We start from the raw sequence: 13,487 nt of genomic DNA, 5'->3' as shown, positions 1-13,487 counted from the left end.
CCGTGAGGGAGTTCGGCCGGCGCAGGCCCGTCCCTGGGCACCTTCCGTCTGAGTTGGTGTCGGTGCGGGGGCCGCTGCCCGGCTCGGGCCTGAACGGTCGCGGGGTCTTGTTGTGGTGTCGGTGTTGGTGAGGGGTCGCTGTGGGCGGTGGCCGGGAAGGAAGAGACGGCGCGATGACGGAGCTTCGGATGAGCTATGTGAATGTCGAGCACGGCGGTAGGGCCGAGGCGGGGTATTCGGGGTACTCCGGTGACGGCGGCCTGTTCGACTTCGGCCGGGTGACCGGGATGCTGCATGACGGGGACTGGCCTGATGTGCTGGTGGTGGGTGAGGGCGACCGGTACGAGCTGAACGGGATGGAGGGCGCGCACGAGGCGGCGGCGGCGCTGCGTGAGGCGGGCGGCCCGGCCTACGTGCCGTATCCGTGTTCGCTTCCGCGTGAGGGCGGGATGTTCGCGCCGGTGATCTACGTCGATCCGGGCAAGGTGGTGGTGCGCCGGTTCTTCGGTCATCGGCTGCCGGACTTCGCCTCCCGCAACCGCAACCTGATGGTGTTCACCCTGCCGGGCCGTCGTGACCCGGTGCGGCTGGTGGCCTGGCACGGCGACATCTACAGCGGGGATGACCGGCTGGCCGACGCGCGCCGGTTCGACCGGTTCTCGGCTCCGGGCATTCCGTGCGCGCTGCTGGGCGATTGGAACACCGTCCCCAGCGGCCCCCACTTCGAACCGGCCGACATGAACACGCCGGGTGTGCACAACCCGCGCCAGGTCAACTACCGCGTTGAGTGGAAGGGTGGGCCGTTGCTGGCGGGGCCGCACGTGTATGACACGCGGGCGCTGGACGCGTTGTGCGGCTGGTGGAACCCCTCGACCCGGAAGCGGGAGGGCGGCCTGGGGTTCAGCCATTCGGCGGAGCTGGCGGGGGACTACACCCCGACGCAGGTCGAGCGGCCCAACGGACGCCAGTGCCTGCCGATCGACGCGATCCTTCTCAACGAGCCTCTGGCCGCCGCTTATGTGGCGGGCTCCTACCGCGTCCACGACTTCCGCGACCCTCAGCGGCCTGACTCCGACCACAAGCGGATATCGCTCACGGTCGACATCTGAGCCGACCCGGCGGGGAAGCTGCGGCGGCGTCAGGGCGGGCGCGGCTGGAAGTAGCGTGCGCTGCGGGCCGTGTTGCGGTCTGTGCCTGGCCCCGCGCGGTGCGGTGCGTGCGGGCCGTCCACGGCGTTGTCGGGGGCTGTGGGCGGCCGCCGCGCTGCGAACGGCCCCCAAGGCCGCACGCGCAAAGCGCGTGCGGGCCGTCCATCGGCCCCCGGCCTGCGGTGGGCGGGCCCGGCCCCGCGCTCGGCCCGCGCTTGCGCGGGCCCTTGAACTAGTAAAGAAACTTTGAGCCCGCTACATCACGAACGCGATGCCGAGCATGGCGGACTCCTCGGGGTCTTCGAAGATGGTTCGTTGGTCGGTGACCTCGGACATGGGGGCGACCTCGAAGTGTGATGCGGGCACCTTTACTTCGGTGATCTCCAGGATCTGGCCGTGCTGGGTCAGCATGGCCCGGGTGATGATCAAGATCGCGTCCGCGTAGTCCATGCTCAGGGCGGCCCGCTCGTCCTCGTAGGCAAGGCGGGCGGCGGTGGTGGTGGCCCATTGGACTGGGCCGTGCTGGCGCTGGATGGTCTGGTAGAAGAACGCGGCGCGCTTGCGGTACTGGGCGGATCGCTTGGGGTCGTCCCAGTCAGGGATCAGGTCGGCGTCGGCGTAGGAGTTGATCTCGACGCGTCCACCGAAGGAGAAGCGCCAAGCGCTGTGGCGGTGGATGAACGGGTGTCCCGCTTGCAACGGGGCGAACCGTCTGGCCAGTTGCCGGTCGGCGGCGAGTCGCTGGCTGTCGAATGGCTCGTCGGCCCAGTCGCGTCGAGCGAGCCGCCAGCCGAACGCGCGAACGTCGGGGTGGTAGGCGGGCGCGGCCAGGTCGGGCCGATCGGTGTCGCCAATCATGATGACCTGGCGTGCGGGTGCGGGACGGACGAACGATCCGCGTCCGCGCAGGACGTAGACGAGGCCCTCGGACACCAGGCTTTCGATGGCCTTGCGCACGGTCGGCCGGGATACCCCGTAGTGGCGCGCGAGGTCGGGTTCGCTGGGCAGGGCGGCACCAGGGAGGTAACGGCCGTCCAGGATGGCGACGCGCAGGTCGGAGGCGATGACGCGCCACTGCGGGTCGCCGGTTGGTGCCTGGGTGGTGTCGTCGTTTGCCTGCATGGGGAACCGCCTCCGCTCGTCTTCCGTCGCACTACTTGTACTACAGGTTGCATATAACCGTCCATGTCGGGCAACCTGTAGTACAAGTGGCGAGGTTCGCGAAGGAGTGGCGGGATGACCAGCGAGCAGAGCGGCGAAGGATCCAAGCAGGGAGGAGAGACGGCGGGGGGTGCGTCGCCGGATGCGGCGGTACCGCAGTGGTTGCGGGCGGTGGCGGAGGTGGTGTCGGCACCGGGGTATGAGCGGTGGACTCAGCAGGTCGCGGGGACGGGCGGGTGCAGTGCTCCGGTTCGGCTGGTGGGCGAGTCGGAGGTGATCGACCGGGGCACCGGGGAGGTCGTGCACGTCTACCGGACGGCGGACGAGGCGACGGGGTATCTGCTGGTGGCGTGCGGGAACCGGCGGGCGTCGGTGTGCCCGGCCTGTTCGGAGACCTACCGGCGGGATGTGTTCCACCTGATCCGGGCGGGCCTGGCGGGCGGCAAGGGCCTGGCGGAGACGGTGCGGGAGCATCCGCGCGTGTTCGCCACGTTGACCGCGCCCTCGTTCGGGGCGGTGCACACGTTGCGGGAGCGTGGCGGCAGGCCGGTGGCGTGCCATCCCCGCCGCCGCCCGGTGCGGTGCGAGCACGGGGTGCCGGACGGCTGCGGGGTCCCGCACACCCCCGAGGATGCGGTGCTGGGGTCCCCGCTGTGCGGTGACTGCTACGACTACGCCGGGGCGGTGCTGTGGCAGGCACACGCCGGGCAGTTGTGGCACCGGTTCTCGCTGGAGCTGCGGCGGCAGATGGCGCGGCGGGCGGGGATGTCGCGTCGGCGGTTCGAGGCGCAGGTTCGGGTGTCGTTCGCCAAGGTCGCCGAGTACCAGCGGCGCGGGCTGGTGCACTTCCACGCGGTGATCCGGCTGGACGGTCCCGGCGGCTACGACGACCCCCCGCCGTCCTGGGCCACGGCGGACCTGCTCACCGACGCGGTTCCGGAAGCGGCCGGACGGGTCCAGGTGCGGTCGCTGGACCCTGGACAGGGTGACCGGATCCTGCGGTGGGGGACACAGCTCGACGTGCGGCCGATCCTGGTGTCCGGGGACGGCGGCGGGCTGTCGGATCAGGCGGTGGCGGGCTACATCGCCAAGTACTCCACCAAGGGCGCGGAGGTGTCGGGAACGGTCGACCGGCGGCTCACCTGCCCGCGCTGCAAGGGTGCGGGGCGCGTGGACGGCTACGGCGGGGTCGGGGTGTGCAAGCGGTGCGGCGGGCTCGGCACCGCCTGGGGGGTGGACCTGGACCGGCTCCCGGTCTCCGACCACGCCCGCCGCATGATCCGAACCTGCTGGGACCTGGGCGGCCTGCCGGAACTGGCGGACCTGCGGTTGAGGCCCTGGGCGCACATGCTCGGATTCCGTGGCCATTTCGCCACCAAGTCCCGCCGCTACTCCACCACCCTCGGCGCGCTCCGCCAAACCCGCGCCGATCACCGGACCGCTGATGCGCGGGAACGGCAAGGGCTCCCCTCACCCGAAACCACAGAAGTGATCGGCCATTGGCGGTTCGCCGGTCAGGGCTTCAGCGAAGCCGAGCAACTCCTGGCCGACCACATCAGCCAACGCGTCCAGGCCGCCCGGAGAATCGCCGCCGAACGCGCAGAAAAGGAAACCGGCCCTTCCTCCGCAGAGACCGCGAAGCACGACGATTCGGAGGCGTCATGAATCCGGACGACGCACTGTGGACCATTAGCGAACTGGCGCATTTCCTCCGCAAACCGAAGTCGTGGGTGTACGACAATTACCGCGACCTGTTCCCGTACTACAAGATCGGGCAGCAAGTGCGCTTCGATCCTGCCGAGGTACGGACCGCCCTCCGCAACGTGACTGCCGACAAATAGGCGGGAGAGGGCGCATGGAGGAGGCGGACGACGAAACCCCTTGCCCTTCCTGCGGCGGGCGCGGCTGGAAGCTGATCAGCCCTGCGCGGTGCCTGACGCTGCGGGCCCTCGACCCGGACAAGGCCGCTGAGCCTCGGCGTGAAGACTGCCGGTGGTGCGCGGGCACTGGAAAAGCAGAAAGCAGATGAATAGCCGATCGGCCTGGGCGACTTGCGACACATCGCCCAGGCCGACGCCGGCCGAGCCGCATAAATGAATTCAGCGCCGCGAATGCGGCTCATTCTTTGGGGCGGGTGGTCGGGGGACGGAATGGCGGGAGCGCCGCCACCTGGCCGTCAAGCTTAATTCGCAAAAACAAAGGGCCGATACTGGTCTTGCGAGCGCCACTTTCATTGCGTCAACACAGATAAACTGTTCTCAGTAGTCAACGAAAGGGCTGGTGACCATGGGTCGCGAATGGCGGGACGGCGAAATGCGGGACGGTATCCGCAGGGTGCGGAACGCTCGGGCCTCCAAATCGGCGGGGAAAGACGTCTACTCGTTCAAGGTGCCATACCGGGACGCGAACGGAAAGCAGACCAGCGAAACCTTCACGACGTACAAAGCGGCGGAGCGCTTCCGCAACAAGGTCCGGCGGCAGCGTGACGAAGGATTCGCTATCGACCCCAAAGCCGGGCGCATCTCGGTCAAGGCATATACCGATGGGTGGCTGGAAGGCGCACGGGTCAAGCGTGCCGGTACCTACACCGCATACGAGAGCCACGCACGGCTCTACATCGCTCCCGCACTGGGCGGCCGTCAGCTCCGGTCGGTCACGCGGGAAGACGTTCAGCGGTTCGTCAACGGGCTGGGGAGCGGCGGACTGGGACTGTCGCCGGTCACCGTGCGCCACGTCTACAGGACCCTCGTAGCGATCTTCCGGGCGGCACACAGCCTCGACCGCAAGATCGCCGACTCTCCGTGCGTGGGGATCGTCCTTCCGGAGATCCCCGATCGCAGGGTGCATGTGCTCACTGCCGACGAGGTGCGCGCGGTGGCAGCCAAGATGCCCGACCGGTACCGCGCCGCCGTGCTGGTGGGCGCTGGCACGGGCCTGCGCGTCTCGGAGATCGCGGGCCTGTCCTGGGACCGGGTGGACCTGGACGCCGGGACGGTCACCGTAGACCGTCAGATGACGCCTGAACGGCTCCTGGGGCCGGTCAAGACCCGCAAGTCCCGGCGGGTGGTGCCCCTGCCCGCCATGGTCGTGGACGCGCTCCGGGCGCACCGCAAGGAGGTCCCGCCCGTGGTCCAACAGGTCGGGGACGTGGACGGCTCGACGGTGCACCGGACGGCACTGGTGTTCACCCGGCCCGACGGGAGTCCGGCCAACCATGACAGCCTGCGCAAGCCCTTCTACAAGGCGCGTGACGCGGTCCGGCTGGCATCCTCGGTGTCCTTCCATGTGCTGCGGCACACCTACGCCTCGCTCCTGATCGCGGCGGGAACCCACCTGACCGCGATTCAGGAACGCATGGGCCACGCCTCAATCAAGATCACCAGCGACACCTACGGGCACCTGTACCCGGCCGAAGACGACCGGACCCGCAAAGCCATCGATGACGCCTTCTCCCCCGACACCAACGGCAAGTCAGGCAAATAGCGACGCTCTGACCTGCGAAAACACAACGAGGTGACAGGATGTTGACGCGGCCCCCTCCTCAGACGGCCACACCTGGCTCTGACCTGGGCATACGCGCAATTTCCGTCCCCCTTTCCAGGATGCGCCGCATCGTGGCCAGCGTGACGGCGGCGCTCATGACGGGCTCCCCGCCTTCTCGTGGATCAGGTGGAGGAACGCCCCTTCGAGGTCGGAGGCGCCGGTGCGCGAGCGCAGGCCGTCCGGCGTGCCGTCGGCGAGGACGTCGCCCTCGCGCATCAGCAGCAGCCGGTCGGTGCGCCCCGCCTCGTCCATGACGTGGCTGGACACGACCAGCGTGGCGCCGCGCTCGGCCAGCTCGCGGAACAGCTCCCACAGCTCCTGCCGCAGCACCGGGTCGAGCCCCACGGTCGGCTCGTCCAGGACGAGGAGCTCGGGCTCGCCGAGCAGGGCCACGGCGAGGTTGGCGCGGCTGAGCTGCCCGCCCGACAGCGTCGCCGCCGTCTGGTCGCGGCTGCGGCCGAGGCCGACCTCGTCGATGACGCGGGCGACGTCCGAGCGCCGCGCGCCGAGGACGGACGCGAAGTAGCGCAGGTTCTCGGCGACGGTCAGGTCGGCGTACACGGCGGGGTTCTGCGTCGCGTACCCGACGCGGCGCCGCAGCCCGGGCGACCCGGCGGGCTCGCCGAGCACGGTCACGGTGCCGCTCCGCACGATCTGGACGCCGACGAGCGCCCGCATCAGGGTCGTCTTCCCGCAGCCGCTCGGGCCGAGCAGCCCCACGATCGAGCCGCGCGGGACGTCGAAGGCGAGCCCGTGCAGCACCTCCCGCCCCCCGCGCTCGACCCGCAGATCGCGCACCTCCACGGCGGACCCGCCCGCACCCGCCGGACTGGAACTCATCATGTGTTGAATTTAAGCGCCCGCGCGACCCGGGTCAAGAGGCCGAAGGTCCCCGCGCGGGCGGCCGCGGAAGGTCCGCGGGGCGGCGGAGGGGAGGGGTTCAGGAGGTCAGGTAGCGCTGGAGGGTGGGGGCCACCAGCTCGATCAGTTCGTCCTCCGAGGCGGAGGCCAGGGGCTCGACGCGCAGGACGTAGCGCAGGATCATCAGCCCGATCATCTGGCCGGCCGCCGCCTGGATGCCGAGCGGCGGCGCCTCCGTCGCCTGCGAGGCCCGCCCGAACAGCGCGGACGTGACGAACTCGCGCAGCAGCGCGGCCGCCCGCTCGTTCGTCATCGCCGAGCGGAGCATCGCGAGCATCGGGGCGCGGCGGTCCTCGTCCCCCCACACCTGGAGGAAGGTGCGGACCATCCCCTCCCCGAGGCGGTCGCGGGGGAACGCCATGATGCGCGGCAGCAGGACGGACGGATCCACCGGAAAGCGCATCGCCTCGACGAACACGCCCTCCTTGTTGCCGAAGAAGTGGTGCACCAGCGCGGGGTCGACCTCGGCGGCGCGGGCGATGGCGCGCAGCGACGCGCCGTCGTAGCCCTTCTCGGCGAACAGGTCCCGCGCCGAGGCCAGGATCTTCTCGCGCGTCTCGGTCGGGCCGGGCCGGCGGCCCGGGCCGCGGGTCCTGGCCCCCGCCCGCTCCCGCGGGTCGCTCACCGGCGCACGCCCCGGCGGGTGATCTCCCCGGCCGAGGTGACCTCCCACGTGTGGGCGGCGGCGGCCAGGTGCAGGCGCGCGAACGCGAGGGCCTCGGCGAGATCCTCCATCCGCTCGATCCGGCTGGACGCGCGCCGCGTGTTGACCTCCAGGACGATGTGCCCCTTGAACCCGCCCTCGGCGAGGTTCTCCAGCATCGTCCCGCACGGCTGGTTGCCCCGGCCTGGGACGAGGTGCTCGTCCTTGTTCGTGATCCCGACCCCGTCGGCGAGGTGGACGTGGCGCAGGCGGTCGCCCAGGCTCCCCGCCATGTCGATGGCGTCCGAACCCGAGACGGCGGTGTGCGACAGGTCGAGGGTCACGTACGGGTAGTCCTGGTCGACGGGATTCCAGTCGGGCAGGTACATGCCCGCCTCCGCGCCGCGCGCCTTCAGCGGGAACATGTTCTCCACCGCGAACAGCACGTCCGTCTCGTCCTGCATGCGGGCGAGGCCCTCGACGAACTCCTTCGCGTAGTCGCGCTGCCAGCGGAACGGCGGGTGCACGACGACGACCTCCGCGCCCAGTTCCTCGGCGACTTCCTTGGAGCGCACCAGCTTGCCCCAGGGGTCGCGCCCCCAGACGCGCTGGGTGAGCAGAAGGCACGGCGCGTGGATCGACTTGATGGGGACCTGGTGGTAGTCCGACAGCCGGCGCAGGACGTTCAGGTCCTGGGACGAGGCGTCCGTCGAGACCATGACCTCGATGCCGTCGTAGCCCAGCAGCGAGGCGATCTCGAAGGCGCTCGGGACCTTCTCCGGGTACACCGACGCGGTGGACAGCGTGATCGGCGCGTCCGGTACGCGGAGCGCCGGTGAAGGGGCGCCGTTGTGCTGCGGGGCCAAGGCTTCCTCGCCATGAATGATCGCTCGGCTGTGTCGTAGAAGAGAGCCTATGCCGCGGCGGCCGTGATGAGACACTCGCCGGGAGTGATCTCGCTTGTTCCGCCGGATGCGCGGCTACCCTCTGCTGCGTGGCCGAGATCGCGCGGGGCGCCGTGCCCAGCCCCAACATCTGGAACTCCCCCCAGGTCTACGAGCTGGAGAACCGCGCCGTCGACCCCGACGGCGTGCTGGCCGCCGCCATGCGCGCGGTCCGTCCCTGGGACGGCGCCGACGTCCTCGACGTCGGCTGCGGCACCGGCTTCCACCTGCCGTTCTTCGCCGGGGACGCCCGCCGGGTGATCGGCGTGGAGCCGCACGCCGGCCTCGCCGCGGCCGCCGCGCGCCGGACGCGGGACCTCCCCAACGTCACCGTGCGCACGGGCGCCGCGCAGGCCCTGCCGCTCCCGGACGCGTCCGTCGACGTCGCCCACGCGCGGTGGGCCTACTTCTTCGGCCCCGGATGCGAGCCGGGCCTCGCCGAACTGGACCGGGTCGTCCGCCGCGGCGGCGCGATCCTCATCATCGACAACGACGCCACCCGCTCCACGTTCGGCCGCTGGTTCCAGCGGAGTCTGCCGAAATACGACCCCGCCGCCGTCGAGCGGTTCTGGACGCGGCGCGGCTTCCGGCGGGAGCCGCTGACGATCCGGTGGGCGTTCCGGAACCGCGAGGACCTGGCCGCCGTCCTGCGGATCGAGTTCCCCCGCGATCTCGCTGACGCCTGCCTGCGCGAACTCCCCGGCCTCGAGGTGGACTATGCCGTGAATTTGTGGTGGCGTTGCCCCTGAGTTACCAGTCAGTTGGCCTTTCGGGAGGAACCCACCATGGGTCGCGCCGCCGCCACGAGCCGAGTCACCGCCGGAAGAGCGCTCGGGGGTCTCCTCGCCGCCACCGCCCTCGGCGCGGCCGGCGCCGGCGCCGGGCTGGTCGCCCAGCGCCGCGCCATGCGCCGCCTGCAACTGCGTCCCGACCCGTTCGCGGGCGAGCCGTTCGGGTCGCTGCGCGGCCGCCCCCATCCCGTCCGCGCCGACGACGGCACCCGCCTCTACGCCGAGATCGACGGCGAGGACCGCACCGACCTCGCCGTCGTGTTCTGCCACGGCTGGACGCTCACGCAGGACTCCTGGCACTTCCAGCGCAAGGCCCTGCGCGGCCTCGGCCGCCTCGTCTTCTGGGACCACCGCGGCCACGGCCGCTCCGACGGCGGCGCCCGCGACGGCTACGCCGTCCCCCGCCTGGCCCGCGACCTCGGCGCCGTCATCGAGGCGACCGTCCCCGCCGAGACGCCCGTCGTCCTGGTCGGCCACTCGATGGGCGGCATGACGATCATGCGGTACGCCGACGAGAACCCCGATCTGGTCGGACGCAGGATCCTCGCGACCGGGCTGCTGTGCACCTCGTCCGGCGGCCTCGGCGAGATCACGCTCGGCATGCCCGCGCTCATCGCCCGCACCACCCATCTCCTCATGCCCGCCGCCCTCGGCGCGCTCGGCGCCGGCTCGGGCGTGGTCGAGCGCGTCCGCCACCTCGGCCGCGACGCCGCCGCCCTCGTCGAGGACCTGGTCGCCTTCGGCCCGGACGCCAGCCCCGCCGCCGTCGCCTTCGCCGAGCAGATGATGGCCGACACCCGGATGGACGCCTTCGTCGACTACTTCCGCTCCATGGTCACCACCGAGGTGATCAGCGAGTGCGCGTCCCTCGGCGACGCCGACACCCTGGTCATCGGCGCGGAGAACGACCTGCTCACCCCCGTCGAGCACAGCCTGAAGATCGCCTCTTGCGCGCCGTCGGGACGGCTGGAGGTCGTCCCCGGCGCCGGGCACATGGCCATGCTCGAACGTCCGGGCATCGTGTCCGACCACCTCGGCGACCTGATCGAACGGGCCCGCAAGGACAGCTGACCCCCGCCGCGCCCGCGCGCGGGATGAATACTGTCGGTGCCCGGCCCTACGCTTCCGCGCATGGCGAAGGCGAAGACGGCCAAGGCCGCCTACCGGTGCTCGGAGTGCGGATGGCAGACCTCCAAGTGGGTCGGGCGCTGCGGCGAGTGCCAGACATGGGGAACGGTCACCGAGGCCGCGTCCGCGACCCCGGCCCGGGTCGTGTCGGCCGGGCCGGTCAGCTCGCCGGCCCGCCCGATCGGGCAGGTCGACGTCCGGTCCGCGCAGACGCGCGCCACCGGCCTGGACGAGCTCGACCGGGTCCTCGGCGGCGGCATCGTGCCCGGGGCCGTCCTGCTGCTGGCGGGCGAGCCCGGCATCGGCAAGTCGACGCTGCTGCTGGAGGTCGCCGCGCTGGCCTCGACGACGTCCGGCGGCGCGGAGTCCGGCGGCTCGGCGGGCTCCGCGGGCTCGGCGGCGGGCGAGAACGTCCTGTACGTGACGGGCGAGGAGTCGGCCGAGCAGGTCCGGCTGCGCGCCGACCGCGTCGGCGCGATCACCGACCGGCTGTACCTCGCGGCCGAGACGGAGCTGTCGGCCATCCTCGGCCACATCGACTCGGTCGACCCCGCGCTGCTCGTCGTCGACTCCATCCAGACGGTCGGCACGTCCGAGGCCGACGGCGCGCCCGGCGGCGTCACCCAGGTCCGCGAGGTCGCCGCCAACCTGATCAGGGTCGCCAAGGAGCGCGGCATGACCGTCGTCCTGGTCGGCCACGTCACCAAGGAGGGCTCGATCGCCGGGCCGCGCCTGCTGGAGCACCTGGTCGACGTCGTCCTGTACTTCGAGGGCGACCGGCACTCCCGGCTCCGCATGATCCGCGCGATGAAGAACCGGTACGGCCCCACCGACGAGCTCGGCTGCTTCGACCTGTCCGAGGTCGGCATCGTCGGCCTGCCCGACCCGAGCGGCCTGTTCCTCACCCGCCGCGAGGAGGCCGTCCCCGGAACCTGCGTCACCGTCACGCTCGAAGGGCGCCGCCCCCTCGTCGCCGAGGTGCAGTCGCTCGTCGCCAAGTCCCACCTCCCCGCGCCGCGGCGCGCCACCTCCGGGCTCGACACCTCCCGCGTCGCGATGGTCCTCGCCGTCCTCGCGCAGCGCTGCAAGATCTCCATGCACGAGCAGGACGTGTACGTCTCGACCGTCGGCGGCGTCCGGCTCGCCGAGACCTCCGTCGACCTGGCCCTCGGCCTCGCCGTCGCGGGCTCCACCGTCGAGCAGGCGCTGTCCACCAGCCTCATCGCGCTCGGCGAGGTGGGCCTCGCCGGGGAGGTCCGCATCGTGCCCGGAGTCCAGCGGCGGCTGGCCGAGGCGGCGCGGCTCGGGTTCAGGTACGCCGTCATCCCGCGCGGCTCCCTCGAACTGGCCGACGGGCCCCTCAAGCGCGCGGATCCGCAGCTCAGCAGCTACGAAGGCATGAAGGTCATGGAGGTCGACAGCCTCCAGCAGGCGCTCCAGGTCGCGTTTACCGCGCCCTGACAGGCGTCCCGCCAGAGTATTACTTCACACAACGCACGCTTGCGACCTGGGGAGGAACCAGCGCGCGGCCCGCCTCGGTAAACTGGCGCCCGTCCAGCGACCTCCGGGGGCCAGGTGCCATCACACGACAAGGGTCATGACGAACGACGCCGCGCCACACTGGCCGCGGTGGCTCCCGGCACCCAGATCCGGGACGGACTGGAGCGCATCCTGCGGGGGCACACCGGCGGCCTGATCGTGCTCGGCTACGACAAGCCCGTCGCCGAGCTGTGCACGGGCGGCTTCGAGCTCGACGTCGAGTTCTCCGCCACGCGGCTGCGCGAGCTCGCCAAGATGGACGGCGCGATCGTCCTCGACGACAGCCACACCCGCATCGTCCGCGCCGCCGTCCACCTCGTGCCGGACTCCACCCTCCCCACCGAGGAGTCGGGGACCCGCCACCGCACCGCGGAGCGCGTCGCCCGCCAGACCGGCCTGCCGGTCATCTCGGTGAGCCAGTCGATGCACATCATCGCGCTCTACCTCGACGGCATCCGCTACGTCCTGGAGGACTCGGCGGCCATCCTCTCCAAGGCCAACCAGGCCCTCGCGACGCTCGAACGCTACAAGCTGCGCCTCGACGAGGTGTCCGGCACGCTGTCGGCCCTGGAGATCGAAGACCTCGTCACCGTCCGGGACGTCAGCGCCGTCGTCCAGCGCCTGGAGATGGTGCGCCGCATCGCCGACGAGATCGAGGGCTACGTCGTCGAGCTCGGCACCGACGGCCGCCTGCTGTCCCTCCAGCTCGACGAGCTGGTCTCCGGCGTGGACGTCGACCGGCAGCTGATCGTCCGCGACTACCCGTCCGACGACACCCGCACCCGCGGCGTCGACGCCATCCTGTCCTCCCTGGACACCCTGTCGGCCAACGAGCTGCTCGACCTGTCCACGGTCGCCGAGGTGATGGGCTTCGCCGGCCCCGACGCCCTCGACCTGCCCGTCAGCCCCAAGGGCTTCCGGCTCCTCGCCAAGGTCCCCCGCCTGCCGAGCATGGTCGTCGAACGCCTCGTCGAACACTTCGGCGGCCTGCAGAAACTCCTCGCCGCCAGCATCGACGACCTCCAGGCCGTGGGCGGCGTAGGCGAGTCCCGCGCCCGCAGCGTCCGCGAGGGCCTCTCCCGCCTGGCCGAATCCTCCATCCTGGAACGCTACGTCTAGCCCAGCCGCCCCTGTTTCACAGTCCCGGCTGTATCTCACAGTCCCGGCCCACTTCGCTCGCCTGGCGGCTGTATCTCAAAGTCCCGGCCCACTTCGCTCGCCTGGCGGCTCGCTACGTGACCGGGCCTGGGCGAACGCGGCATCGCTTCGCGATCCGCCCGGTTCCGCTCGCCTCCGGCTTCGCTCCACCGGGCAGGTCACGCGTTCGCGTGTGGCCGAGGGCACTTCGAGACAGGCTTTGAGTCTTCTGCCCACTGGTCTGGGATCGGCTGGCAAGGGTGAGTGTCGGCTGCTCCGACCTTGGTCGTGACTCGAGACAGGCTCGGCCCCTGCGGGGTGCTCTTCTAGGGATCCCCAAGCCGTCAGCAAACGCCCCTGCCGCGAACGCGCCACGCAAGAACGACTTCCAAAGAACAGCCCAGCACACCCCGCACGAGCCTCCCTCACCTGTGCTTCGCTCCCCCGGGAGGGAACCGCCGAAGCACCGCCACTGCCCCATCCAGAACGCCTGAGACCGGCACAGCCTGAGGCCCAGCCTGTTAACGCCGCA

General features: G+C 71.1%; 12 protein-coding genes. 8 read left to right on the top strand and 4 right to left on the bottom strand.

Annotated elements, in window-relative coordinates:
- Positions 1-188: 188 nt before the first annotated feature.
- Positions 189-1,109, top strand: coding sequence for an endonuclease/exonuclease/phosphatase family protein (locus ACQEU6_RS32910; RefSeq protein ID WP_499337078.1), 921 nt, complete (start codon positions 189-191; stop codon positions 1,107-1,109).
- 294 nt (positions 1,110-1,403) lie between these two features.
- Here the strand turns inward: ACQEU6_RS32910 and ACQEU6_RS32905 are convergent, their stop codons facing one another.
- The gene (locus ACQEU6_RS32905; RefSeq protein ID WP_499337077.1) at positions 1,404-2,270 is read right to left on the bottom strand and encodes a GntR family transcriptional regulator; all 867 of its coding nucleotides are present in this window, start codon (positions 2,268-2,270) and stop codon (positions 1,404-1,406) included.
- A gap of 297 nt (positions 2,271-2,567) precedes the next feature.
- Here ACQEU6_RS32905 and ACQEU6_RS32900 point away from each other — a divergent pair, with 297 nt between their 5' ends.
- The 3 genes from ACQEU6_RS32900 to ACQEU6_RS32890 all read left to right on the top strand — a co-directional run bounded on the left by ACQEU6_RS32900 (position 2,568) and on the right by ACQEU6_RS32890 (position 5,792).
- Positions 2,568-3,974 (top strand): replication initiator, encoded by a 1,407-nt coding sequence (locus tag ACQEU6_RS32900; protein WP_499337075.1) that lies wholly within the window; start codon positions 2,568-2,570, stop codon positions 3,972-3,974.
- On the top strand, positions 3,971-4,150 hold the full coding sequence (locus tag ACQEU6_RS32895) for a helix-turn-helix domain-containing protein (RefSeq protein ID WP_499337074.1): 180 nt from the start codon (positions 3,971-3,973) through the stop codon (positions 4,148-4,150). Before ACQEU6_RS32900 ends, ACQEU6_RS32895 begins: the two co-directional genes overlap by 4 nt.
- A gap of 445 nt (positions 4,151-4,595) precedes the next feature.
- Complete coding sequence (locus ACQEU6_RS32890; protein WP_499340420.1) at positions 4,596-5,792, top strand: tyrosine-type recombinase/integrase; 1,197 nt, start codon at positions 4,596-4,598, stop codon at positions 5,790-5,792.
- A 153-nt stretch (positions 5,793-5,945) separates the two neighbouring features.
- Here the strand turns inward: ACQEU6_RS32890 and ACQEU6_RS32885 are convergent, their stop codons facing one another.
- From ACQEU6_RS32885 to ACQEU6_RS32875, 3 genes are all read right to left on the bottom strand, one after another.
- Positions 5,946-6,695: an ABC transporter ATP-binding protein gene (locus ACQEU6_RS32885; RefSeq protein WP_499337072.1), complete on the bottom strand. Its 750-nt coding sequence runs from the start codon at positions 6,693-6,695 to the stop codon at positions 5,946-5,948.
- 97 nt (positions 6,696-6,792) lie between these two features.
- Entirely contained in the window at positions 6,793-7,398 is a 606-nt protein-coding gene (locus ACQEU6_RS32880) for a TetR/AcrR family transcriptional regulator (RefSeq protein WP_499337071.1), read from the bottom strand.
- The gene (locus ACQEU6_RS32875; RefSeq protein WP_499337069.1) at positions 7,395-8,282 is read right to left on the bottom strand and encodes a sugar phosphate isomerase/epimerase family protein; all 888 of its coding nucleotides are present in this window, start codon (positions 8,280-8,282) and stop codon (positions 7,395-7,397) included. The genes ACQEU6_RS32880 and ACQEU6_RS32875 overlap by 4 nt, the downstream gene beginning before the upstream one ends.
- Before the next feature lie 128 nt (positions 8,283-8,410).
- Between ACQEU6_RS32875 and ACQEU6_RS32870 the strand changes: the two genes are divergently transcribed.
- From ACQEU6_RS32870 to disA, 4 genes are all read left to right on the top strand, one after another.
- Positions 8,411-9,109, top strand: coding sequence for a class I SAM-dependent methyltransferase (locus ACQEU6_RS32870; protein ID WP_499337067.1), 699 nt, complete (start codon positions 8,411-8,413; stop codon positions 9,107-9,109).
- 36 nt (positions 9,110-9,145) lie between these two features.
- A complete protein-coding gene (locus ACQEU6_RS32865) occupies positions 9,146-10,222 on the top strand; it encodes an alpha/beta fold hydrolase (protein ID WP_499337066.1) in 1,077 nt (358 codons plus the stop codon).
- A gap of 60 nt (positions 10,223-10,282) precedes the next feature.
- A complete protein-coding gene (radA, locus tag ACQEU6_RS32860; RefSeq protein ID WP_499337064.1) occupies positions 10,283-11,740 on the top strand; it encodes a DNA repair protein RadA in 1,458 nt (485 codons plus the stop codon).
- A 114-nt stretch (positions 11,741-11,854) separates the two neighbouring features.
- The gene (gene disA, locus ACQEU6_RS32855) at positions 11,855-12,937 is read left to right on the top strand and encodes a DNA integrity scanning diadenylate cyclase DisA (RefSeq protein WP_179845771.1); all 1,083 of its coding nucleotides are present in this window, start codon (positions 11,855-11,857) and stop codon (positions 12,935-12,937) included.
- Positions 12,938-13,487: the final 550 nt, after the last annotated feature.

Source organism: Spirillospora sp. CA-108201 (assembly GCF_050936235.1).
In the GTDB taxonomy this organism is placed as follows: domain Bacteria; phylum Actinomycetota; class Actinomycetes; order Streptosporangiales; family Streptosporangiaceae; genus Spirillospora.
Note: the sequence above shows the minus strand (reverse complement) of the source record. Positions and strands in the feature narration are given on the sequence as shown.

Excerpts from the sequence above, each read along its gene's own strand:
- ACQEU6_RS32910 (WP_499337078.1), top strand. The coding sequence starts at position 189 with ATGAGCTATGTGAATGTCGAGCACGGCGGTAGGGCCGAGGCGGGGTAT.
- ACQEU6_RS32905 (WP_499337077.1), bottom strand. The coding sequence starts at position 2,270 with ATGCAGGCAAACGACGACACCACCCAGGCACCAACCGGCGACCCGCAG.
- ACQEU6_RS32895 (WP_499337074.1), top strand. The coding sequence starts at position 3,971 with ATGAATCCGGACGACGCACTGTGGACCATTAGCGAACTGGCGCATTTC.
- ACQEU6_RS32890 (WP_499340420.1), top strand. The coding sequence starts at position 4,596 with ATGGGTCGCGAATGGCGGGACGGCGAAATGCGGGACGGTATCCGCAGG.
- ACQEU6_RS32885 (WP_499337072.1), bottom strand. The coding sequence starts at position 6,695 with ATGATGAGTTCCAGTCCGGCGGGTGCGGGCGGGTCCGCCGTGGAGGTG.
- ACQEU6_RS32865 (WP_499337066.1), top strand. The coding sequence starts at position 9,146 with ATGGGTCGCGCCGCCGCCACGAGCCGAGTCACCGCCGGAAGAGCGCTC.
- radA (WP_499337064.1), top strand. The coding sequence starts at position 10,283 with ATGGCGAAGGCGAAGACGGCCAAGGCCGCCTACCGGTGCTCGGAGTGC.